The organism is Rhizobium metallidurans, from assembly GCF_014196505.1.
Lineage (GTDB): Bacteria > Pseudomonadota > Alphaproteobacteria > Rhizobiales > Rhizobiaceae > Rhizobium > Rhizobium metallidurans.
In genome coordinates, this window is the sequence record NZ_JACIDW010000008.1 from 1 (window position 1) to 21143 (window position 21143).

Here is a 21143-nt window from a genome sequence, read left to right on the forward strand (position 1 = left end):
CCCGCAAACTCGTCATTCTCGCCAACACAATCCTCACCCGACAGACCGAATGGACGCCGAAATATGTGAAAGGATGAGACATGGTTGCTCCCCGCAGGGGAGAAGAGACCTGTGGCCGGGCGCTCGCCTCGATCTCTCCCGTTGCGAAAATTCGAGGTTGGGCAAAGCGGGTGCGCCCAGCCTCTTCTCCCCAGCGGGGAGAAGTGCCGGAGCGACAGCGAGGCGATGAGGGGGCCACGGGCGCAAACTTTGCGACGCTAGCAATACGAACACCACAAAACCCCGCGCCGGAGAACTCTCCGCGACGGCATGAAAAGCTGGGAATGGGCAAGCGGTGGTCGGTGTAAAATAGAAGTGTCAGGCAATATCGCCTGCCCGATCGCATCGAGGCTTCCGGATATCCAGGCCGACAGGAGCGTCTCTCGACCTTTCGCTTCCGAATGGATGAGAGGTCCTGACGACCGCAACATCCACCTTTCAACAACCATCACCGGACGCCGGGCTTGCGCCCTGATGTGTCAGATCCGGTTCGCGACCCGGCTCCCTGTCCAATGACGCCATCAGTATCGGCTGGACAGTTTCAGCGGGGATGGATGGGAACGGTGAAATCCGCAAGCGGCTGATATCGCTGCGACATTTCTTGCCACAAACGATTATTATCCCCGCGACGTGGGCCTATCGCCCGCATCGTTTCAGCCGATCTCCTGGAGGAAGCCCTCGAGGACTTCAACCATGCGGCGTTCGCCCTGTTCCAGGGAGCCGCTATTGTCGAGATCGACGACGTCGTAATCGCCGCGCACGGTGAGCGGGCCGCGGGCCAGGCGGGCCATGATGTCCTCGTGGGTCTCGCGGCCGCGGGCCTCGAGGCGGCTCGCCAGCACGTCGGCGCGGGCGGTGACGTTGATCACCTTCAGGCGCGGGAAGACGGCGTGGAAATGGTGCAGGGCCGAGCGCGAGCCGTTGGCGATGACGAGGCTTCCAGCTGACAGCGACACCGAGACTTCCGAGGGAATGCCGTATTTCAGGCCGTGGGCTTCCCACCAGACGGAAAAGCTGCCGGCCTGCTCCATCGAGGCGAAGCCCTGGGGCGAGACGGCGAGATGATCTTCGCCGCCGGCATCGTGATCACGGGTGATGACGCGGCGGACGAAATGGACGTCCTGCCGGCCCCGGAAATGCCGGGCGGCTGCCGCCATCAGCGTGTCCTTGCCGGCGCCGGAGGGACCGACCACGACCACCATGATGCCGTGCTCGGTGCCGGGAACGACGTGGGGCTCGTGCGAGGGATGCGTTTCGTGCGCGGTCATGCGACCCGGCGCCCTTCGCGCCAGACGGAGCGGCTGACCGGAACGCCCTCGTCGCGGAAGACGCGGACGAGATCGGCGCGCAGGCCGGTTGCGATGCGGCCGCGATCGTTGAGGCTGACCGTGCGAGCCGGCGTCGACGTGACCATGGCGATCGCCTTCGGCAGCGAGATGCTCTCGACTTCGTCGGCGATCAGGAAGGGTGCGTAGAGCAGGCTGAGCGGCACGTAATCGGAGGAGAGAACGTCGAGCACGCCGCGCTCGGCGAGATCGCGGGCGGCGATGTTGCCGGAGTGCGACTTGCCGCGCACGATATTGGGCGCGCCCATCAGGACGCTCATGCCGTTTTCATGCGAGGCCTTGGCGGCGTCGAAGCTGGTCGGGAATTCGGCGAGACGCACGCCGTTTTCGATCGCCTCGTCGACATGGGCGAGCGTGGCGTCGTCATGGCTGGCGACGGTGATGCCGCGCTCGGCGCAGACTTTCGAAATCGCGACGCGGTGCGGCGTCGAGTTGCGCTCGGATTCGGACACGCGGCGATCGACGAACCGGGCGAACTCGGCATCGGTGAGGCCGCGCTTCTTCTGGTAGTAGAAGATGTACTGGTCCATGGTCTGGAACTGGCGCTGGCCCGGCGCATGGTCCATCAGCGAGACGAGGCGGACATAGGGGTCGTTTTCGAAATCGGCGAAGTGCTGCAGCACGTTGTCGGCGGAGACTTCGCAGCGCAGGTGGATGAGGTGCTCGGCGCGCAGGCGGCCCTCCTTCTCGGCCTTCTGGATGGCATCGGCCATGTCGCGCATTTCGCCATGCTCGAAGCCGCCATCCTCGTCGGCGCCCATGCGCAGGCAATCGAAGACGGTGGTGATGCCCGACGTGACGATCTGGGCGTCATGCGCCTGGATCGCCGCCGTCTTGTTCCAGCGCAGGCCGGGCCGCGGCGAATAGTGGCCCTCGAGATGGTCGGTGTGCAGCTCGACCAGGCCGGGGATCAGGTAATCGCCTTCGAAATCCTCGCCGAGGCGGGAGCTGCCGCTTGCGATATCCTCGATCTTGCCGTCGCGAACGAGGACCGATCCTTCGACGATTTCATCCTCGAGGACGATGCGGGCGTTGGAGAAGACGGTTTCTTTGGTATTGGCAACGGGGGTCATTGTGTCGGACTTTCAACGGTCTGCGGCGGCAAGCGGCCACCAGGAATGGGCGGTAAACGGCGCGCCGCGCGTCTCTTCGACGAAAACGGCAAGGCCGGAGATCAAAAGCGGCCGGCCGGTGAAGGCGGCGAAACGCTCGGCGAGAATGGTCTTCATCACCTCGGCACGCTCTTCCGGCACCTGGCCAGAGAGCGTCATGTGGAACCCGAAGTCATCCATCACGTAAGGGTAGCCCCAGCGCGACAGATTGGCCCTCTGGCTTTCGCCGAGCTTTTCCGGATTGCGCCGGGCGATATCGGCTTCCGACAGCGCCGCGCGGAAAGGCTCGAACGACTTTACCACGGAGGCCGCGAATTGCTGAAGCGGCGGATGCAGGGAGCCCGGGACGAGGGCGAAGAACCGGCCGAGCTGGCCGAGCACGAGCTCGGGTATCTCGAAGGCCGGCGTACGGTCCGCGAAATCCTCGACGGCCTGCAACAGGTCCTTTTCGGTGACCGAGGAGGCGAGATGAAACGGCGCCTTGATGGTGGCGTGGAAGGCATAGCGGCGCGGGTCGGCGGTGAGCTCGAACTGTTCGGCGGCCGGGAGCTCAGGATAATCGGGAGCCGGGTAAGTTTCGCCGGTGAAGGCATCGCGACCGAGCCAATGGGCTGCCGCCACGTTCAAGGGATCACCCTTCGGCGGCGTGAAATAGAGTGCGTATCGCAAGGCGCGTATCCCGGAAATGAATGTGAGTGCGGGAGGCAGTGTGCCGTGATTTGACCGCCCACCGCAAGCTTGCTTCCGGCTAAAAGATTTCCGTGACAGAATGATGATGATTGCGACCCGTCAATGGGTCTTTTTGCCCATCACGCGCGAGCGCACCGCATTCGAGATGTTGTCGAAGACGAAGACGACGATGAGGATGAGGAGCACCATGTAGGCCACCTTGTCCCAATCGGAATTGGTCTTCATCGATTCCAGCAGTTTCAGGCCGATGCCGCCGGCGCCGACGGCGCCGATGACGGTGGCCGAGCGGGTGTTGGATTCCCAGAAATACAGCGACTGCGAGATGAAGATCGGCAGCACCTGCGGCACCACGCCGAAGCGCTGGACGACCGCAGGGGAAGCGCCGACCGATTTCACGCCCTCGCGCTGCTTGTCGTCGACGTTTTCCAGCGCCTCGGCATAAACCTTGCCCAGCGCGCCGGTGTCGGTGAAGAAGATGGCGGCGATGCCGGGGATGGGCCCGGGGCCGAAGGCGCGGGTGAAGAACAGCGCCCAGATCAGCATGTCGATGGAGCGCAGGAAATCGAAGAGGCGCTTGGTCACCCAGTTCGCCGAGCGGTTGAGCGTGATGTTGCGCGCGGCGATGAAGGCCAGCGGAAAGGCGAAGAGCGTGCCGAGCAGCGTACCGACGAATGCCATGACCAGCGTCTGCATCAGCTTCGACAGGATATCGCCGTGCTGCCAGCTGGCATTGTTCAGGAAATTGTCGAGCGCGAGCGAGGCATTGGACATGTTGGGATCGATGCGATCGCCCGACAGCATGAGGCCGGCGACCTCGACGAAGCTCCTGCCCCAGAAGGGCGATTGCGTGTCGAAGAAGAAATTGGCCCAGCCGAGGAAGCGGCGCTGCACATAGACCTGCGTCGTGCGGATTTCCGCCTGGCCCTCGAAGCCGAAGGAGACGGTGACCTTGCTGTCGTCCTGCTTCATGGCTGCCGGCGCGCCCGGCGGCAGGATGGCGCGATCCTTCGATATCTCGACCGGATAAAGCTTGCCACCGAGATAGACGTCGACGCGCGTGGGCGTCACCTCCAGGCGGTCGGCATCGCTGCCGTAGGTGACGGTATAGCCGCCCGCGGCTGTCGGCAGCATCCAGTCGATGACCGCATCCCTCGGATACTGGCCGCGGCTGTTCCATTGCGGCGTGACCTTGCCATCGACGAAGCGCAGGCGCGGCTGGGCGCGCCAGGAATACCAATCCTGGATGTAGATCGAGGCGCGGTCCCAGTTGCCGTTGACGAAGGTCGGGATGACCTTGAAGAAATTGAACGAGAGCGCGAGGTAGACGATGACGAGGCCGGCGACGAGGGCGAGGCCAAAGCGCTGCATGAAGCTGCGATGGAAGACTTCGGGATAGGTCTCCAGCAGGCGCTGGCGATCGGCGGCATTGACTGTGAGCGACGACATCAGGCTGCTCCCCGGCCGAATTCGAAGGACTGCTTGCCGATCATGCGGCGGCGGAGCCAAGCGGAGAACTGGTCGACGCAGACGACGGTGACGAGAAGCATGATGATGATGGCATAGGTCTTGGCGGCGTGATCGCGGCCGATCGACAGGCTGAAGACCTCGCCGATGCCGCCGCCGCCGACGGCGCCGATGATGGTGGAGGCGCGCACGTTGATCTCGAGACGCAACAGCGCGTAGGAGACGAAATTCGGCATGACCTGCGGCAGGATGGCGAAGCGGACGCGCTCGAGCCAGCTGGCGCCGGATGCGCGCAGGCCCTCGTCCGGCTTCATGTCGGCATTCTCGACCACTTCGAAAAACAGCTTTCCAAGCGCGCCGGTGGTATGGATCGAGACCGCGATGATGGCCGAGATCGGACCGATCGACAGGATGGCGGCGAGCAGACCGGCGATGACGATCTCGGGAAAGGCGCGCAGGATTTCCATGATGCGGCGCACGACCCAGCGGGTCAAACCGGCGCCGACGAGATTGGTCGAGGCGAAGAAGCAGAGCAGGAAGGCGGCGGATGCGCCGATGATGGTCGAGACGATGGCGACGTTGATGGTGATCGCCAGCTGGTAGAAGAAATTCGGGATGTAGAAGCTGTCGGTGATGTAGATGCGGTCGCTGACGTAATCGTACTTGATCGAGCCATCGGCATAGGGCGACGGCAGGTCGAACATGGCGCGGAAGATTTCCAGCGGGCTGTCCGGCACGAACTGCTTCATGAAGTCGAGGAGATAGGGAAGGCGCTCGAAGAACTTGCCGGAATTGGCGCTGTTGGCGAAATCGAGCGAGGCGCCGAGGACGATCAGGAACACGACGATCGAGATCACGGTGTAGATACGCCGTGTCCGGACCTGGCTCTGGTAGTGATCGAGAATTGTGCGGGAGCCTTGCTGCAGTCCGCCCAGGTGGTCGGGTTCGGCCACGTGCGCCATTATGAGCATCCTTGTTGAGCGAACGGCGGCACCATGATGATGCCGCCGCGACTTTACTCAGTGGTTCGGATCAACCGCCGATAACCGACTTACGAGCGTCGATGATCGTCTGGTAGAAGGACTGGTCGACCGGCGACCAATCGACATAACCGCCGCCGGTGAAGCTGTCGAAGCAGCCCTTGTCGGTCTTCGGCAGGTCGGCGAAGTAGGCGGTGACCTTCTTCTGGATGTCGGCCGGCAGCTTGTTGGACACCATCAGCGGGCCGTTCGGGATCAGCGGCGACTTCCAGACCTGGACGATATCGTCCATGTCGAGCAGGCCCTTGCTGACCATGATGCGCAGGTTGCCGGAGGTGTAGCCCTGGGCCCAGTCGCCGGTGGCGGAGCCGAAGGTGGTGCCGACGTCGAACTTCTTGTCGAGGACGCCGAGAACGAGGTTCTCATGGCCGCCGCCGAAGCCGGTCTCGGAGAAATACTGCTTGACCGGCATGCCGATGTCCTTCGGCAGCGAGACGTTCGGGACGAGGTAGCCCGAGGTCGAATCCGGATCGGCGAAGCCGAGCTTCTTGCCCTTGGCGTCGGCGAGCGTCTTGATGCCGGAATCCTTGCGGGCGACCATGATCGAGTAGTAGCCGGTCGAGCCGTCTTCCTGCTTGGTGGTCAGAACCGGCGTAACGGCGTTCGGATCCTTGAGGTAGATCGAGGCGTAGGAGGAAGCGCCCATGACCGCGAGGTCGATGGTGCCGCCGAGCAGGCCCTGGATGACGCCGTTGTAGTTCGGCGACGGGAAGATCTGGACTTCCGACACGCCGGTGGCGGCAACGAGGCCCGGACGTACGCACTCGGTGCGGCGAACCTGGTCGGCTTCGTTTTCACCGCCGTCGAGGCCGATACGCAGGACCTTGACGTCCTGGGCGTAGGCCTGGCCTGCAACGGTGGCGATGGCGATCGTGGCCATCAGGATCTTGCGGAACGCAGACATGGTAGTCTCCTTTGGTGACATTTTCAGTGACGCTGAGATAAGTGACTGCTGAGATGGTGGGGATCGTCGCTTTCCGGCTTTTTCCCCCGGCCGGAAACTTGTCAGCGCATGACGGCGGAGGCGGCCATCACGCGCGATACGGCGTCCTGCTTGCCCTTGATGTTATCGAGGCTGGTGGACGTCATGGTTTCGTCGATGCCGGCGCCGTTCTTGTCGGTGCCGTAGATCTCGTTGACGGCATCGGCCGTCAGTTCGGACGGCTTGCCGTCGAAGACGACGCGGCCGCCGGCCATGCCGACGATGCGCTCGCAATAGCTGCGCGCGGTGTCGAGCGTGTGCAGGTTGGTGATGACGGTGATGCCCTCGCGCTCGTTGATATCGCGCAGCGCGTCCATGACGATCTTGGCGTTCAGCGGGTCGAGCGAGGCGATCGGCTCGTCGGCGAGCAGCATCTTCGGCGCCTGCATGAGGGCGCGGGCGATCGCCACGCGCTGCTGCTGGCCGCCCGACAGCGTGCCGGCCATCTGCAGCGCCGTCTGCTCGATGCCGAGGCGCTCGAGGGCGGCGATCGCCTGCACGCGTTCCTCGCGGGTGAAGATGCCGAGCAGGCTCAGCGCCGTGGAGCGGTGGTTGAGGCGGCCGAGGATGACGTTGGTCATCACATCGAGACGCGGCACGAGATTGAACTGCTGGAAGATCATGGCGCAATCGCGCTGCCAGTTGCGCAGCCCCTGGCCGCGCAGGCCCGACACCTCGGTGCCGTTGAAATGGATGGAGCCCGACGTCGGCTCCTGCAGGCGGTTGATCATGCGCAGAAGCGTGGACTTGCCGGCGCCGGAACGGCCGATGATACCGACCATCTGGCCCTGAGGGATGTCAAGCGTCACGCTGTCAACGGCGGTCTTCTTGCCGAATTGACGGGTGACATTCTTCAGCTCGAACATCATGCTCTTCCTCATAGTCCAGACGCGATATGAGGGAGTGCATTAGGCTTGATGGATGAACGGTGAATGTCAGTTTTATGTAACTGCTGTCACAATTGGGGCTGCTGTGGATTCATTTGTGACAGCGCCGTTCACCTTATTGTGACAGACATCAGCGGCAAAAAGGCCGGGTGAACTGAAGGAAATCGCCTGGATTGGCAACAGCCCTATTGAGCCGGCCAAGCTACTCGACGTTCGATATCAGCGTGACACAGCATTTCGTTGGATGCGGCCCGGTTGGGAAACCCAACCAGGACAATCTGCAAGCCTGCGATACGCGCGTATTTCATTGCTGGTATGCAATCGGTGTCGCCGGTCAGCAGTACCAGCCTATCGACAGCCTTCGATGCGCAGAAAGTAGCGATATCCAGGCCGATGCGCATATCGACGCCTTTCTGTTCGAAATCCGCCTTGAAGTCGTTATCCGTCACCGCCTGTCCGGCCGGCAGGATCTTTTTCGGTTTGAAGCCGCGAAACTTCAGTACGCCCAGCCTGACAGCAAAGAGATCTTTCGCAGCAAGCTCTCGCAGCCAGGCATCCGAGCCTGCGAAGGTCTTAGGTTCCGCTGACACCGGCAGTTTGATCGTTCCGCTGTACGGCGCACAATCGTAATAGAAAAACCGGAAAGCGTCTTCATCCGGCTCAACGCAAGCCTTGGCTATCTTCTCAATGTAATCGGGATTGTAGTTCATTCCGGCGTTTCGCGCCAAAACGCGAACATGGCCGCCATCGATCAACACCGCAACGTTCTTCAAATAAAAGACCCCCTCGGCTCGTCGCCTTGGGGGTCTCAAGATACGTGCCCGCCTACGGGCGTACGGATATAGAATGATAATGCTACAGCGACGCCATTAGTCAATTGAAATCGTCCGTAACAACGCCTCCCGCCCCTCAGCGGCGCTTCTGCAGCACCTTGTTGCCCTTCGGCCCGGTCATCTTCGGGGTGTTCTTGTCGTTCTCGTCGCGCAGCACCCGCCAGCGGGCGAGGCGCTCGGGCGCCAGCGTGCCGGATTTGACGGCGGCCTGGACGGCGCAGCCGGGTTCGTGATCGTGGGTGCAGTCGCGGAAGCGGCAGTGTTCGGCAAGCTCGGTGATCTCGGAGAAGACCTGCTCGATCCCCTCCTGCACATCGCTGACGTGGAGCGTGCGCATGCCCGGCGTGTCGATGACCCAGCCGCCGCCTTCCATGGCGTGCAGCGAGCGGGCGGTGGTGGTGTGGCGGCCCTTGGCGTCGCGTTCGCGAATGCCGCCGGTGGCCTGCGAGCCCTCACCGCTCAGCCCCGCCAGCGCATTGACCAGCGTCGACTTGCCGACGCCGGACGAGCCGATCAACGCCAGCGTCTGGCCGAAGCCGCTCCATGGACCGAGTGTTGAAGCGGCATCCTCGCTCTTGGCGTTGAGGACTACTACCGCGAGATCGCGCTGCAGGGCTTTCGCCTGCGCTTCGTATTCCGCGACATCGGGGGCGAGGTCGGCCTTGGTCAAGACGATGACGGGCGTGGTCTCCGCCTGATTGGCGAGCGCCATGTAGCGCTCGAGGCGGGCGACGTTGAAATCGGCGTTGCAGGAGGTGACGATCAGAAGCGTGTCGACATTGGCGGCGCCGAGCTGCTGGCCCTGTCGCCCTTCGACCCGGCGCTGCAAAAGCGTGCGGCGCTCCAGCCGGCGCACCAGCCTGTCGTCGTCGGGATCGACCAGGACCCAGTCGCCGACGGCGAATTCGGAGGTGTTGAGCTGATGCGAGATCGTGAGCCGGATCAGGCCATCCAGCGAGGTGACGCTCAGGCGGCTGCGATGCACTTCGGCGATGCGGCGGGGTATCAAGCCATGATCGTCATCCGTCAGCTGATCGGAAAAGAATTCAGACCAGCCGAGCGAGGCGAGGAATGTCGCTTCGTGATCGGTCGTCAAAGGCTCACCGGGGACTGCGGCTTATGGGTCAAGGTCGGCTCCGTGTGGGACGTCTGGTGCGGCGGACATTAACGGAAGCTTCGCCGGGAAGATACGGGGTTTGAGCGTGCAATACCTCGAAGCGGCTTGCGACGGATGATCCCGGGGCGGAAGGCCCCCGACGAAGATCGGTGCATCTCTCGCAATTCCCATCTGACGACCTTGATTTCCGCCGAGACTTTCCCGAAAGCTGCGAAAGCCCCCAAGGAAAATTTCATGTTCGTCTCGGAAGCCTTCGCCATCGGTTCGGCCACCTGCATCGCGCTCAGCTCGATGTTCATCAACGAGCTCAACGGCCGCGTGCCGCTGATGCAGCTGGCGCGCTGGCAGCTGACCGCGGCCTTCGTGATGACGGCGCTGGCGGCGACCGTCGTCGGCGGCTGGGCGACGCTCGGGGCGTGGCAGCTCGGGTCGCTCCTCGCCTCCAGCGTGTTCGGGATCGTGATTGCCAGCACCACCTATTTCGCGGCGATCTATACCGCCGGGCCGCGCGTGACGGCGCTTTTGTTTTCGCTGGCCTCGCCTTTCGCGCTGGTGCTCGGATATGTCGCGCTGGGCGAGACGATCGACCTGCGGCAGGGGTTCGGGGTCGTGCTCATTCTCTGCGGCATCGTGATTGCCATCGGCTTTCGCCGGCGCCGCCCGGCGCCGATGATCCCGCTTGCCGATGGCGAGCCGATCGCGGAGCCGGCACCGTCCACGCCGCCCGTGTCGATGCTCGGCATAACGCTCGGGGTCGTCACCGCGCTCGGGCAGGCGCTGGGCAGCCTGACGGCGCGGCCGGCCATGGCTGGTGGTGTCGAGCCGTTCACGGCGATGGCGGTGCGCTCGGGGCTGGCGGTTCTCTGCTTCTGGGCGCTTCTGGCGCTGCCCCGGGTGCGGGCGCAGGCGAACAGCTTTCGGATGCGGGATTTCCGCCTTGCGGCCACCGCCGCCTTCTTCGGCACGGCGCTCGGGATGTCGCTTCTGATGGCGGCCCTGAAGACCGGCAATGTCGGGATCGTTTCGACGCTGTCTTCGATGACGCCTGTCGTCATCCTGCCGATGGTGTGGCTGCGCAGCGGGCAGATGCCGCGCGCGCATGCCTGGGGTGGCGCGGCACTTGCCATCGCCGGCACGGCGCTGATGAGCCTCAGCTAAGCCTCCGACGCGACTGGTGATCCATCCGCGCCGGAGAGGTCTGATGCGGTCGGATAGGAGGCTCAGGCCTCGTATCGCGCCAGGAAGTCCTCGGCGCTCAGCGCGCGGAAATCGGCGAGCGCCACGCGCAGCCGGTCGTGCTCCCAATCCCACCAGGCTAGCTTGTCCATGCGCTCGCCGATCTCTTTCGGAAAGCGCTCGCGGATCAGCTTGGCGGGGACGCCGCCGACGATGGTGTAGGGCGCGACATCCTTGGAGACGACCGCGCCGGCGCCGATGACGGCGCCATTGCCGACGTTGACGCCGGGCAGGAGCGTGGCGCCGTGGCCGATCCAGACATCATGGCCGATCGTGACGCGGTTGGAGCGGCGCCATTCGAAGAACTCCGTCTCCATATCCGCATCCGGCCAGTAATCGGCGGCGCGGTAGGTGAAGTGGTGCAGCGTGGCGCGCCAGGTCGGGTGGTTGGTGGCGTTGATGCGCACGGAGGCGGCGATGTTGACGAACTTGCCGATCGTGGCGCACCAGATGGCGCCATCCTGCATGACGTAGGAGTAATCGCCGAGTTCGACCTCGTCGATGCGGCAGCGCTCCGACAGCTCGGTATAGCGGCCGAGCGTCGAATTGTTCACCGAGGCGGTCTCGTGGATATAGGGCTCGAGGCCAATCTTGCGGCTCATGCTGCGATCGGCCTCCGTGGCGAGAATTTCTGCACGTCGAGAATGCGGTCGGCGACGGCCTCGCGCACTTCCTCGTCGTGAAAGATGCCGAGCAGGCCGACGCCCTTGGCCTTCTTCTCGGCGATCATCTCGACGACGACGGCGCGGTTCTTGGCATCGAGCGAGGCGGTCGGCTCGTCGAGCAGCAGGATCGTATGGTCGGTGATGAAGCCCCGGGCGATGTTGACGCGCTGCTGCTCGCCGCCGGAGAAGGTGGCGGGGGGGAGCTGCCAGAGCGCTTCCGGCAGGTTGAGCTTCGCGAGCAGCTCGGCTGCCTTTTCGCGCGCGACATCCGCCTTCGTGCCACGGGCGACCAGCGGCTCGGCGACGACATCGATGGCCGCGACGCGCGGCACGGTGCGCAGGAACTGGCTGACGTAACCCAGCGTCTGGCGGCGCACCTCGATGATGGTGCGCGGATCGGTGGTGGCGAGATCGACGATGCGATCCTGGTGCTTCACCAGGATCTGGCCGCTATCGACCGCGTAGTTGCCGTAGATCATCTTCAACAGCGAGCTCTTGCCGATGCCCGAGGGGCCGCCGAGCACGACGCATTCGCCCGAGGCGACGGAGAAGGAGACATCCGAGACGACAGGCAGCTTGATGCCGTCGCGCAGATGCATGGTGAAGCTCTTGGAGACTTCCGAAACAACGAGTGGCGTTGCCATGATTGACTTTCCCTGGTTTCGCTGGTGGCGATCCGCAATCCTTAGCCGGCTTACGGATCGCGCTTTCGATTAGACCTGCAGGATCGAGGAGACGAGGAGCTGGGTGTAGGGCTCGCGGGGATCGTCGAGCACCCGGTCGGTCAGGCCGTGCTCGATGACGTGGCCGTCCTTCATCACCATCATCCGGTGCGACAGCAGGCGGGCGACGGCGAGATCGTGGGTGACGATGATGGCGGCGAGGCCGAGATCGTTGACGAGGCCGCGAACGAGATCGAGCAGGCGGGCCTGGACGGAGACGTCGAGACCACCGGTCGGCTCATCCATGAAGACGAGGCGCGGGCCGGTGACAAGGTTGCGGGCGATCTGCAGGCGCTGGCGCATGCCGCCGGAGAAGGCGCGCGGCTGGTCGTCGATGCGGCTCTCGTCGATCTCGACACGGCTCAGCCAATCGACCGCGGTCGCGCGGATATTGCCGTAGTGCCGATCGCCGATCGCCATCAAGCGCTCGCCGACATTGGCGCCGGCCGACACCGTCATGCGTAGACCGTCAGCCGGATTCTGATGCACGAAGCCCCAGTCGGTGCGCATCAGGAAACGGCGCTCGGCCTCGCTCATGTGGTAGAGGTCTCGGTACTGGCCGTCGCGCATGTGATACTCGACGCTTCCCGTGGTCGGCATCAGGCGGGTGGAGATGCAGTTGAGCAACGTGGTCTTGCCGGAGCCGGATTCACCGACGATCGCCAGCACCTCGCCGGGCCAGAGCTCGAAGGAGACGTTCTTGCAGCCGGTGCGGTTGCCGTAGAATTTCGAGACGTCGTTGACTTTGAGAAGGGGGGTGTCGGTCATCACAATGTCTTCCGTTGGAACGTGCGGCTAAAGTCCCCCTCTGGCCTGCCGGCTAGAGGGGACGAGACAACGGTCTCGTCCCGTCCTTCGGACCCCGCCACAAGGGGGGAGAGGACTCGCGGCGAGCGCCGAGGAAGCCCCTCCCCCTTGTGGGGAGGGGTTGGGGAGGGGTCTTTGTGGTTGATCGAATTCACTCCGCAGCCTCCCTGCCCTGCGCCAGCATTTCGCCGGCATGGCCATGCTCCCGCCGGTCCTCGCAGTGATCCGTGTCGGAGCAGACGAACATCCGGCCGCCCTTGTCGTCCAGGATCACCTCGTCGAGATAGACGTCCTCGGCGCCGCAGAGCGCGCAGGGCTTGCCGAAGCGCTGGATCTCGAAAGGGTGATCCTCGAAATCGAGGCTGACGACTTCGGTGTAGGGCGGGACGGCGTAGATGCGTTTTTCGCGGCCGGCGCCAAAGAGCTGCAGCGCATCCGACATGTGCATTTTCGGATTGTCGAATTTCGGCGTCGGCGACGGGTCCATGACGTAGCGGCCGGCGACCTTGACCGGGTAGGCGTAGGTCTTGGAGATGCGGCCGTTATGGGCGATGTCCTCGTAAAGCTTGACGTGCATGAGGCCGTATTCCTCGAGCGCGTGCATCTTGCGGGTCTCGGTCTCGCGCGGCTCGAGGAAGCGCAGCGGCTCGGGGATCGGCACCTGATAGACCAGCACCTGGCCCGCCCCGAGCTTTTCTTCCGGGATGCGGTGGCGGGTCTGGATGATGGTGGCATCCTTCGTGTGGGTGGTGACCGCGACATTGGCTACCTTCTGGAAGAAGGCGCGGATGGAGACGGCGTTGGTGGTGTCGTCGGCGCCCTGGTCGATGACCTTCAGCACGTCATCCGGGCCGATGATCGAGGCCGTGACCTGTACGCCGCCGGTGCCCCAGCCGTAGGGCATCGGCATTTCGCGCGAGGCGAAGGGCACCTGATAGCCGGGGATGGCGATCGCCTTCAGGATGGCGCGGCGGATCATCCGCTTGGTCTGTTCGTCGAGATAGGCGAAGTTGTACGTGGCGAGATCGCTCATTCGGCTGCCTCCTTGAGATCGTCATCGCCACCGTTGCGGGCGGCGTCGAAGTCGTTGCGCATGCGGCGGACGAGATCGAGCTCGGCCTGGAAATCGACGTAGTGCGGCAGCTTCAGATGCTCGACGAAGCCGGTCGACTGGACGTTATCGGCATGCGAGATGACGAATTCCTCGTCCTGCGCGGGCGCGGTGATATCCTCGCCGAGCTCGCCGGCGCGCAGCGCACGATCGACCAGCGACATGGACATGGCCTTGCGCTCGCTCTGGCCGAAGACCAGACCGTAACCACGGGTGAACTGCGGCGGCACCTTGGAGGAGCCCTTGAACTGGTTGACCATCTGGCATTCGGTGACCTGGATGGAACCGAGCGAAACCGCGAAGCCGAGCTCGGGCACATCGAACTCCACCTCGACCTCGCCGATGCGGATTTCGCCGGTGAAGGGGTGGTTGCGGCCATAGCCACGCTGGGTGGAATAGCCGAGCGCCAAGAGGAAGCCCTCGTCGCCACGGGCGAGCGCCTGCAGGCGCAGGTCGCGGCTCATCGGGAATTCCATCGGCTCGCGGGTGAGATCGCCGATCTCGTGATCCTCGGGCATTTCGCCATCGCCCTCGATCAGGCCTTCATGGGCGAGGATTTCGGAGACGCGCATGACGCGGCCGGTTTCGGCCTCGCGCAGCACCGGCTCTTCGATCGGGCCATCCTCAAGCAGCGACGGGTCGAGCAGACGGTGCGTGTAATCGAAGGTGGGGCCGAGCAGCTGGCCGCCGGGCAGGTCCTTGTAGGTAGCCGACACGCGGCGCTCGATCTTCATTTGAGCCGTGTCGATCGGCTGCGAATAGCCGAAGCGCGGCAATGTCGTGCGGTAGGCGCGCAACAGGAAGATCGCCTCGATCATATCACCGCGCGACTGACGCACGGCGAGTGCCGCCAGCGTGCGGTCGTAGAGCGAGGCTTCGGCCATGACGCGGTCGACGGCGAGCGTCAACTGCGCGACGATCTGCTCGATGCCGATGGCGGGGAGCGCGCGATCACCGCGACGGCGATCGGCGAGCAGGCGGTGGGCATTCGAAATGGCGGCCTCGCCACCTTTGACGGCAACATACATGGGTCACATCTCCGTTGCGGTGATCTTGGTGGTGCGCGGCAGGCAAAGGAAACGGCTGCCGGAGGTGAGCACGATGTCGACGCCGCGCGGGAAGAGCGCGCGATTTTCCGTCCACAGATGCAGGAAGCGTTCTGGCAACCCAAGCGGCGCGACGTCGGTGACGGTCTTGATGCCGGGGCCCATCAAAGCGAGACGGCGACCACCTTCGAGATCGGGCAGTTCGATGACGAGCGTCGTCGAACGATCGGGATATTCCTGCGTGCCGGAGGCAAACAGGCCGAAGGAGGAGAGCGTGGCGCTCTCATCGACAAAGGCGAAGCGGGCTTCGGCCTTTTCGGGCGTCACCGATGCGCCGGTGTGGAAGCCGAGCCATTGCGGCGTGGCGGACTTGGCCAAGGCCGGAGAGAGCCAGACGGGGGTGTCGTGATCGCACAGCGTCAGCGCGATGGCGCCGGCGGCGATACCGAGCGGAGCCGGCGGCTCGGCATCGGGCGACACGGTCTGGATGGTGCCGGGACGGGCCATGGCATCCATCATCAGCTTGAAGACGCTCTGGGCGTGGAACACCGGCTCGGCGAAGCCGCCGGAGAGAGCATCAGCGTTATGCGTTTCGGTCTTGAGGGGCATCAGTCGTCTCCGCGAACCATGGTGAAGAAATCGACGCGGGTGGCCGCGGTCTCGTCGGCCTTCTTGTTATCGGCATCGGCGACGCGCGCGGCGATCGGCGCAAGCAGGGTGGTTTCGATGGCGTCGCGAGTGGCCGGCTCCTGCCAGAGCGCATCGAAGATCGCCGAGAGGCGGGCCTTTTCGCGATCGGCGCCGAGCGCCTGGGCATGGCCGATGGTGCCGGAAGCGAGGCGGATGGTGGCGCGGGTGACGGTGACCTCGCCGAGATTGAAGGCAGCACCGCCGCCGCCCATGCGGCCGCGCACCATGACGAGGCCGGTTTCGGGGCCGCGCACGGCTTGTGCTGCCGGCTTTTCCACCAATGCCTGCCAGGCCGCTTCCAGCTCCCGCCGCTCGGCGCGGGCGAGCAGATCGACGGTGCGCTTGCGCGCCCGGTCGCCCTCACTCAGCTCGGTCTTGCCTACCTTCTTTTCCGCCAAGGTCATCGCCACATCCTTTAAATGTCTATTGATATAGACAACCATACAAGCTATACCTAGACCTAAATCGCCGAGGTGACAAGCGTGTGACATTTCGGGGACGCGTAAGATAAAGGGCTAAAATGGCTGGGCAGGTTCAGAGACAGACGGGCGTGGCGCTGTGGCGGCAGATCGCCGACCGGATTCGCCAGGCGATCAGCGCCGGCGCCTACGACGAAACGGGCATGGTACCGCCAGAGATGACGCTCGCCGTGCAGTTCGGCGTCAATCGCCATACGGTGCGCAGCGCGCTGGCGGCCCTGGCTCAGGAAGGGATCGTGCGCGCCGTGCAGGGCCGCGGCACGCTGATCGAGCGCAAGGAACGGCTGAACTTCCCGATCAGCAAGCGGACGCGCTTCAACAGCGGCATCGGCGAGCAGGCGCGCGAGACGCGCGGGCTGCTGCTCGATCATGGCGAGGAGCAGGCAAACGACGAGGTGGCGCGCTGGCTGAAGCTTGCGCCGGGTACGAAGGTGATCCGGCTGGAGACGGTGCGCAAGGCGGATGGACGGCCGGTCTCGAGCGCGACCTCATGGTTTCCGGCGGCGCGTTTCGCGGGCATGCCGGACGCCTACGAGACGACGGAATCGATCACCCGCGCCTTCGCCGAACTCGGCCTATCCGACTATATCCGCGCCACCACCGAAATCACCGCCGCCCACGCCGAGGCCGCCGACCTCTCGGCACTGGAGCTGACGCCGGGCGCGATCGTGCTGATCACCAAGGCGATGAATACCGATCTCGACGGCGTGCCGGTGCAATATTCGGTAACGCGGTTCGCGGCCGACCGGGTGCAGTTCACGATCGAGAATTGAGGACTATCCTAGGACCTCAAGCCCATGCTTCTCGACGACCGAGAGTAGTTTCAGCGCCAGACCGCTCGGCCGCTTGGCGCCGCTCTCCCATTTCTGGACGGTGGATTCGCTGGTGTTTAGGTAGCGGGCAAAGACCGGCTGACTGACATTGTTGCGCTCGCGCAGCGCCTTGATCTCCTGCGGAGCGAGTTCCGGCGGCGCGGTCAGACATGCCTCGTCGAAACCACGCAGCGTCGCCTTATCGATGCCACCGACCTTGAACAGCGCCTCCGCGGAGGAATGGATGGCCTCGAAGGCATCGGACTTGAACTTACGCCGGGTCGTCATTGCATATCTCCCTGAATTGGCCGACACGCAGCAACTCTTCAACCTGACGGTCGTTCAATGCCGCTTAAGCCTTCGCAAGCTGGCGAAAGGCCACCAGTTCATCATCCTCGATATTCGCCCGATCCTGCTTGGCGAACAAGTATTCGTAGACCCAGAATTGACCGGCCTTTGTCAGAATGATCGAACGGTGCCTGTTGTCGTCGAGGCGCTTCTTGAAAACCCCGCCTCCGAGATTGTCCGCCTGACCTTGCGCCACCTGACGGATCGCGCGGCACAGATCCGCGTCCGGAATGCGCGCCTTCCGTGCCGCCCTGGCAAACCACGATGTTTTGAAGACGCGCTCGCTCACCAAGAAAAAGTAGCACCAAGTGCTACCGAATTCAAGATTTAGAAATGCAAAAGGCGCGACCGCCAAGGTCGCGCCTTTTGCAGAATATTCGATGGAGCTCAGTGCGCGCCGGACATGTCGCCGAGGACTTCCTTGGAAGCGACGGTCGAGTCGGCGTTGAGCTTGTAGACCATGGGAACGCCGGTCGCGAGGTTGACGCCGAGGATCTGTTCCTTGGTGAGCTTGTCGAGCACCATCACCAGCGAGCGCAGCGAGTTGCCGTGGGCGGCGACGAGCACGGTTTCGCCGCGCAGCACGCGGGGCAGGATTTCCGTCAGGTAATAGGGCCAGACGCGGGCGCCAGTGTCGCGCAGGCTTTCGCCACCCGGAGGGGGAACGTCGTAGGAGCGGCGCCAGATGTGGACCTGCTCTTCGCCCCACTTGGCACGGGCGTCGTCCTTGTTGAGGCCGGAGAGATCGCCGTAGTCGCGCTCGTTCAGCGCCTGGTCCTTGATCGTCTCAAGCCCGGTCTGGCCGACGTTCTCAAGGATGATCTTCAGCGTGTCCTGGGCGCGCTTCAGGTCGGAGGTGAAGGCGATGTCGAACTTGATGCCGTAATCCGCGAGCGCCTTGCCGCCGGTGTTGGCTTCCTGAACGCCGAGCTCGGTGAGCTCCGGGTTCTTCCAGCCGGTGAAAAGGTTCTTCAGGTTCCAATCGCTCTGGCCGTGGCGAACGAGGACGAGGGTACCACTCATGAGAAATGCCTCCGAAAAAGATCAGTTTTGGGAAAGCCCGAGAACATCGAGCATGGAATAGAGACCGGGCTTCCTGTCGCGCGCCCAGAGCGCCGCCTTGACGGCGCCGCGCGCGAAGATGGAGCGGTCGCCGGCGCTGTGGGCCATGGAGACGCGCTCGCCCTCGCCGGCGAAGATGACGGAATGTTCGCCGATGACGGAGCCGCCGCGAAGCGTGGCAAAGCCGATCGTGCCCGCTTCGCGCGGTCCGGTGTGGCCGTCGCGGACGCGCACGGAGTGGGTTGAAAGATCGATGCCACGGCCCTTGGCGGCGGCTTCACCGAGCAGCAGGGCGGTGCCCGAGGGGGCATCGACCTTGCGCTTGTGGTGCATTTCGAGGACCTCGATGTCCCAATCGGCGGGATCGAGCGCGCGCGCGGCCTGTTCGACCAGAACGCTGAGCAGATTGACGCCGAGGCCCATATTGCCAGACTTGACGATGCGGGCATGGCGGCTGGCGGCCGAGATCTTCCGTTCGTCCTCGACCGAGCAGCCTGTCGTGCCGATGATGTGGACGATGCGGGCCTGGGCGGCGAGCGCGGCGAATTCATTGGTGGTCGCCGGCGTGGTGAAATCGAGCACGCCATCGGCGTGCAAGAACGCGGCCAGCGGATCGTCGCCGATCAGGATGCCGTTGGGGCCGAGGCCCGCGATCTCGCCAGCATCCTTGCCGATGAAGGGCGAGCCCGGGCGGCCGACGGCTGCGTGCAGTACGACGCCTTCGATCTCGTGCACCATGCGGATGAGCGCCTGTCCCATGCGGCCCGCTGCACCAACCACCACCAGTTTCATCGCAGCATCGCTCATGTCAGGCGTCCATCATTCACGTATCAGAAAGTCTCGGAGGCCGCGGGCCTCTGAAGATTGTTGAGGCGAGCGTAAAGACCGTCGCTACGCTTCGCAAGCGTCTCGTGATTGCCCTCTTCGACGACGCGGCCCTGCTGCATGACGACGATCTTGTCGGCGCGGACGACAGTGGAGAGGCGGTGGGCGATGACGACGACGGTGCGGCCGGTCATGGCTTCGTCGAGCGCCTTCTGGACGGCGGCTTCCGATTCGGTATCGAGCGCGGAGGTCGCTTCGTCGAGAAGCAGGATCGGCGCGTTGCGCACCAGCGCGCGGGCGATCGACAGGCGCTGGCGCTGGCCGCCCGAGAGCGTCACGCCGTTTTCGCCGACCGGCGTGTCGTAGCCTTCCGGCTGGGCGACGATGAAATCGTGGGCATAGGCCAGACGCGCGGCTTCCTCGATCTCGGCATCGCTGGCATCGGGACGGCCGTAGCGGATGTTGTCGCGGATCGAGCCTTCGAAGAGATAGGGCTGCTGCGAGACATAGGCCAGCTGCTCGCGCAGCGACTTCTTGGTCACATGGGCGATGTCCTGGCCGTCGATCAGGATCTGGCCGGCCTTCGGATCGTAGAAGCGCGGGATGAGATTGATGATCGTCGACTTGCCGGCGCCGGAGGGGCCGACGAGCGCGGTGGTCTTTCCGCCTTCGGCGACCATGTCGACGCCATCGAGCACATTGTCGTTGCCATAGGCGAAGGCGACGTGCCTCAGCTCGATGCGGGCCTCGGTGACGACCAGGGGCTTGGCATCCGGCAGGTCGCGCTGGCGCGGCTCCATGTCGAGCAGTTCGTAGATCATCCGCGCGTTGACGGCGGCGCGCTCCATCTGCACCTGCAGCTTGGCAAGGCGGCGGGCGGGATCGTAGGCCAGGAGCAGCGCGGTGACGAAGGAAAAGAAGGCGCCGGGCGGCACGTTCTGATAGATCGAGCGGTAGGCGGCATAGGCAAGAACGCTGGCGACGGCGAAACCGGCGAAGCTTTCGGTCATCGGCGCGTTGCGCTCCGACAGCCTTGCGATCTTGTTGGCGCGTCCCTCGGCGGCGACGATGATCTTGTTGACCTTCTCCTCGAGCTGGCCCTCCATCGTGAAGGCCTTGACGATGGAGATGCCCTGGATGGTCTCCTGCATGGCGCCGAGCACGTGGCTGTTGAGGTCGATCGCTTCCTTGGTGGCCTGGCGCAGGCGCTTGGAAAGGTAGCGCAGCGCCAGAAGCAGCGGCGGCGCCAGGATCAGGACGGCGAGGCTGAGCAGCGGGTCCTGATAGACCATGACGCCGAGGAGCGCCACGAAGGTCAGGAGATCGCGGGCGGTGGAGGTGATCGTCAGGTTGAGGACATCGCGGATGCCGCCGACATTCTGGCTGACCTGGGCGGCGATGCGGGCCGAGCGCGCCTCGTTGAAATAGCCGACCGACAGCGTCATCAGATGCACGTAGAGACGGCTCTGGTAACGGGCGACGATGTTGTTGCCGATCTTCGACAGCGCCACCGCCTGGCCATAGCTGGCGAAGCCGCGCACGACGAAGGCGATGAAGATCGCCAGACAGATGATCCACACGACATCGGCACGCCGGTTGGCGAAGGCCTCGTCGATGATCGAGCGCATGATCCAGGCGGTAAAGGCCGTCGACAGCGCGACGAGGACAAGACAGCCGATGGCGACGACGTAGCCCCAGATGTGCTCGCGGCCGTTTTCAGCGATGATGCGCTTCAGAACGGCGGTGACCGTACCGCTGTCAACGGGTCGCTGCTGGGGATCGGATGAACGCAATAAAGACTTCCTGTCTCGTGGTCATGCGAGCCGCAAG

The 21143-nt window shown here is 64.1% G+C and carries 22 protein-coding genes and 1 pseudogene; 2 read left to right on the plus strand and 21 right to left on the minus strand.

The window, feature by feature from the left end:
- Positions 1-692 precede the first annotated feature (692 nt).
- The 9 genes from phnN to rsgA form a co-directional block, all read right to left on the minus strand.
- Positions 693-1307 (minus strand): phosphonate metabolism protein/1,5-bisphosphokinase (PRPP-forming) PhnN, encoded by a 615-nt coding sequence (gene phnN, locus GGQ67_RS13495; RefSeq protein WP_183900676.1) that lies wholly within the window; start codon positions 1305-1307, stop codon positions 693-695.
- The gene (locus GGQ67_RS13500; protein WP_183900677.1) at positions 1304-2458 is read right to left on the minus strand and encodes an alpha-D-ribose 1-methylphosphonate 5-triphosphate diphosphatase; all 1155 of its coding nucleotides are present in this window, start codon (positions 2456-2458) and stop codon (positions 1304-1306) included. The genes phnN and GGQ67_RS13500 overlap by 4 nt, the downstream gene beginning before the upstream one ends.
- Before the next feature lie 12 nt (positions 2459-2470).
- Positions 2471-3166, minus strand: a complete 696-nt coding sequence (locus tag GGQ67_RS13505; RefSeq protein ID WP_183900678.1) for a DUF1045 domain-containing protein — start codon at positions 3164-3166, stop codon at positions 2471-2473.
- Positions 3167-3286: 120 nt separating this feature from the next.
- Positions 3287-4633 carry a phosphonate ABC transporter, permease protein PhnE gene (phnE, locus tag GGQ67_RS13510; protein ID WP_183900679.1) on the minus strand — a complete coding sequence of 449 codons (1347 nt, stop codon included), beginning with the start codon at positions 4631-4633 and terminating at the stop codon, positions 3287-3289.
- The gene (phnE, locus tag GGQ67_RS13515; RefSeq protein WP_183900680.1) at positions 4633-5613 is read right to left on the minus strand and encodes a phosphonate ABC transporter, permease protein PhnE; all 981 of its coding nucleotides are present in this window, start codon (positions 5611-5613) and stop codon (positions 4633-4635) included. Before phnE (GGQ67_RS13515) ends, phnE (GGQ67_RS13510) begins: the two co-directional genes overlap by 1 nt.
- Positions 5614-5683: 70 nt before the next feature.
- Positions 5684-6595 carry a phosphonate ABC transporter substrate-binding protein gene (phnD, locus tag GGQ67_RS13520; RefSeq protein WP_183900681.1) on the minus strand — a complete coding sequence of 304 codons (912 nt, stop codon included), beginning with the start codon at positions 6593-6595 and terminating at the stop codon, positions 5684-5686.
- 101 nt (positions 6596-6696) lie between these two features.
- Entirely contained in the window at positions 6697-7539 is an 843-nt protein-coding gene (gene phnC, locus GGQ67_RS13525; protein ID WP_183900682.1) for a phosphonate ABC transporter ATP-binding protein, read from the minus strand.
- Between the two features lie 206 nt (positions 7540-7745).
- A complete protein-coding gene (locus GGQ67_RS13530; protein WP_183900683.1) occupies positions 7746-8333 on the minus strand; it encodes an NYN domain-containing protein in 588 nt (195 codons plus the stop codon).
- 136 nt (positions 8334-8469) lie between these two features.
- Positions 8470-9489, minus strand: a complete 1020-nt coding sequence (gene rsgA / locus GGQ67_RS13535) for a ribosome small subunit-dependent GTPase A (RefSeq protein ID WP_183900684.1) — start codon at positions 9487-9489, stop codon at positions 8470-8472.
- Positions 9490-9744: 255 nt separating this feature from the next.
- Here rsgA and GGQ67_RS13540 point away from each other — a divergent pair, with 255 nt between their 5' ends.
- Entirely contained in the window at positions 9745-10668 is a 924-nt protein-coding gene (locus tag GGQ67_RS13540; protein WP_183900685.1) for a DMT family transporter, read from the plus strand.
- Between the two features lie 62 nt (positions 10669-10730).
- Here the strand turns inward: GGQ67_RS13540 and GGQ67_RS13545 are convergent, their stop codons facing one another.
- The 7 genes from GGQ67_RS13545 to phnG all read right to left on the minus strand — a co-directional run bounded on the left by GGQ67_RS13545 (position 10731) and on the right by phnG (position 16191).
- Positions 10731-11348: a DapH/DapD/GlmU-related protein gene (locus GGQ67_RS13545; protein WP_183900686.1), complete on the minus strand. Its 618-nt coding sequence runs from the start codon at positions 11346-11348 to the stop codon at positions 10731-10733.
- Entirely contained in the window at positions 11345-12055 is a 711-nt protein-coding gene (gene phnL, locus GGQ67_RS13550) for a phosphonate C-P lyase system protein PhnL (RefSeq protein WP_112981688.1), read from the minus strand. The genes GGQ67_RS13545 and phnL overlap by 4 nt, the downstream gene beginning before the upstream one ends.
- Before the next feature lie 69 nt (positions 12056-12124).
- On the minus strand, positions 12125-12901 hold the full coding sequence (gene phnK / locus GGQ67_RS13555; protein WP_183900687.1) for a phosphonate C-P lyase system protein PhnK: 777 nt from the start codon (positions 12899-12901) through the stop codon (positions 12125-12127).
- A gap of 190 nt (positions 12902-13091) precedes the next feature.
- Positions 13092-13973, minus strand: coding sequence for an alpha-D-ribose 1-methylphosphonate 5-phosphate C-P-lyase PhnJ (locus tag GGQ67_RS13560; protein WP_183900688.1), 882 nt, complete (start codon positions 13971-13973; stop codon positions 13092-13094).
- Complete coding sequence (locus GGQ67_RS13565; RefSeq protein ID WP_183900689.1) at positions 13970-15079, minus strand: carbon-phosphorus lyase complex subunit; 1110 nt, start codon at positions 15077-15079, stop codon at positions 13970-13972. Before GGQ67_RS13565 ends, GGQ67_RS13560 begins: the two co-directional genes overlap by 4 nt.
- A 3-nt stretch (positions 15080-15082) precedes the next feature.
- A complete protein-coding gene (phnH, locus tag GGQ67_RS13570; RefSeq protein ID WP_183900690.1) occupies positions 15083-15706 on the minus strand; it encodes a phosphonate C-P lyase system protein PhnH in 624 nt (207 codons plus the stop codon).
- Positions 15706-16191, minus strand: a complete 486-nt coding sequence (gene phnG, locus GGQ67_RS13575; RefSeq protein WP_183900691.1) for a phosphonate C-P lyase system protein PhnG — start codon at positions 16189-16191, stop codon at positions 15706-15708. Before phnG ends, phnH begins: the two co-directional genes overlap by 1 nt.
- Positions 16192-16307: 116 nt before the next feature.
- Between phnG and phnF the strand changes: the two genes are divergently transcribed.
- Positions 16308-17039 (plus strand): phosphonate metabolism transcriptional regulator PhnF, encoded by a 732-nt coding sequence (gene phnF / locus GGQ67_RS13580; RefSeq protein WP_183900692.1) that lies wholly within the window; start codon positions 16308-16310, stop codon positions 17037-17039.
- A gap of 3 nt (positions 17040-17042) precedes the next feature.
- On the opposite strand, the gene GGQ67_RS13585 is transcribed toward phnF, so the two are convergent.
- The 5 genes and pseudogenes from GGQ67_RS13585 to GGQ67_RS13605 form a co-directional block, all read right to left on the minus strand.
- Complete coding sequence (locus GGQ67_RS13585) at positions 17043-17366, minus strand: helix-turn-helix domain-containing protein (RefSeq protein ID WP_112428009.1); 324 nt, start codon at positions 17364-17366, stop codon at positions 17043-17045.
- Positions 17350-17715: pseudogene (locus GGQ67_RS13590) on the minus strand (type II toxin-antitoxin system RelE/ParE family toxin). The gene GGQ67_RS13585 and the pseudogene GGQ67_RS13590 overlap by 17 nt, the downstream one beginning before the upstream one ends.
- 98 nt (positions 17716-17813) lie before the next feature.
- The gene (locus GGQ67_RS13595; RefSeq protein WP_183900693.1) at positions 17814-18449 is read right to left on the minus strand and encodes a 2,3-bisphosphoglycerate-dependent phosphoglycerate mutase; all 636 of its coding nucleotides are present in this window, start codon (positions 18447-18449) and stop codon (positions 17814-17816) included.
- A gap of 21 nt (positions 18450-18470) precedes the next feature.
- Positions 18471-19295 (minus strand): 4-hydroxy-tetrahydrodipicolinate reductase, encoded by an 825-nt coding sequence (gene dapB, locus GGQ67_RS13600; RefSeq protein ID WP_183900694.1) that lies wholly within the window; start codon positions 19293-19295, stop codon positions 18471-18473.
- A gap of 23 nt (positions 19296-19318) precedes the next feature.
- Complete coding sequence (locus GGQ67_RS13605; protein WP_183900695.1) at positions 19319-21106, minus strand: ABC transporter ATP-binding protein; 1788 nt, start codon at positions 21104-21106, stop codon at positions 19319-19321.
- Positions 21107-21143: the final 37 nt, after the last annotated feature.

Coding starts and splice junctions, on each gene's coding strand:
- phnN (WP_183900676.1), bottom strand. CDS start 1,307: ATGACCGCGCACGAAACGCATCCCTCGCACGAGCCCCACGTCGTTCCC.
- GGQ67_RS13500 (WP_183900677.1), bottom strand. CDS start 2,458: ATGACCCCCGTTGCCAATACCAAAGAAACCGTCTTCTCCAACGCCCGC.
- phnE (WP_183900679.1), bottom strand. CDS start 4,633: ATGTCGTCGCTCACAGTCAATGCCGCCGATCGCCAGCGCCTGCTGGAG.
- phnE (WP_183900680.1), bottom strand. CDS start 5,613: ATGGCGCACGTGGCCGAACCCGACCACCTGGGCGGACTGCAGCAAGGC.
- phnD (WP_183900681.1), bottom strand. CDS start 6,595: ATGTCTGCGTTCCGCAAGATCCTGATGGCCACGATCGCCATCGCCACC.
- phnC (WP_183900682.1), bottom strand. CDS start 7,539: ATGTTCGAGCTGAAGAATGTCACCCGTCAATTCGGCAAGAAGACCGCC.
- GGQ67_RS13540 (WP_183900685.1), top strand. CDS start 9,745: ATGTTCGTCTCGGAAGCCTTCGCCATCGGTTCGGCCACCTGCATCGCG.
- GGQ67_RS13545 (WP_183900686.1), bottom strand. CDS start 11,348: ATGAGCCGCAAGATTGGCCTCGAGCCCTATATCCACGAGACCGCCTCG.
- phnL (WP_112981688.1), bottom strand. CDS start 12,055: ATGGCAACGCCACTCGTTGTTTCGGAAGTCTCCAAGAGCTTCACCATG.
- phnK (WP_183900687.1), bottom strand. CDS start 12,901: ATGACCGACACCCCCCTTCTCAAAGTCAACGACGTCTCGAAATTCTAC.
- GGQ67_RS13560 (WP_183900688.1), bottom strand. CDS start 13,973: ATGAGCGATCTCGCCACGTACAACTTCGCCTATCTCGACGAACAGACC.
- GGQ67_RS13565 (WP_183900689.1), bottom strand. CDS start 15,079: ATGTATGTTGCCGTCAAAGGTGGCGAGGCCGCCATTTCGAATGCCCAC.
- phnH (WP_183900690.1), bottom strand. CDS start 15,706: ATGCCCCTCAAGACCGAAACGCATAACGCTGATGCTCTCTCCGGCGGC.
- phnG (WP_183900691.1), bottom strand. CDS start 16,191: ATGACCTTGGCGGAAAAGAAGGTAGGCAAGACCGAGCTGAGTGAGGGC.
- phnF (WP_183900692.1), top strand. CDS start 16,308: ATGGCTGGGCAGGTTCAGAGACAGACGGGCGTGGCGCTGTGGCGGCAG.
- GGQ67_RS13585 (WP_112428009.1), bottom strand. CDS start 17,366: ATGACGACCCGGCGTAAGTTCAAGTCCGATGCCTTCGAGGCCATCCAT.
- GGQ67_RS13595 (WP_183900693.1), bottom strand. CDS start 18,449: ATGAGTGGTACCCTCGTCCTCGTTCGCCACGGCCAGAGCGATTGGAAC.
- dapB (WP_183900694.1), bottom strand. CDS start 19,295: ATGAGCGATGCTGCGATGAAACTGGTGGTGGTTGGTGCAGCGGGCCGC.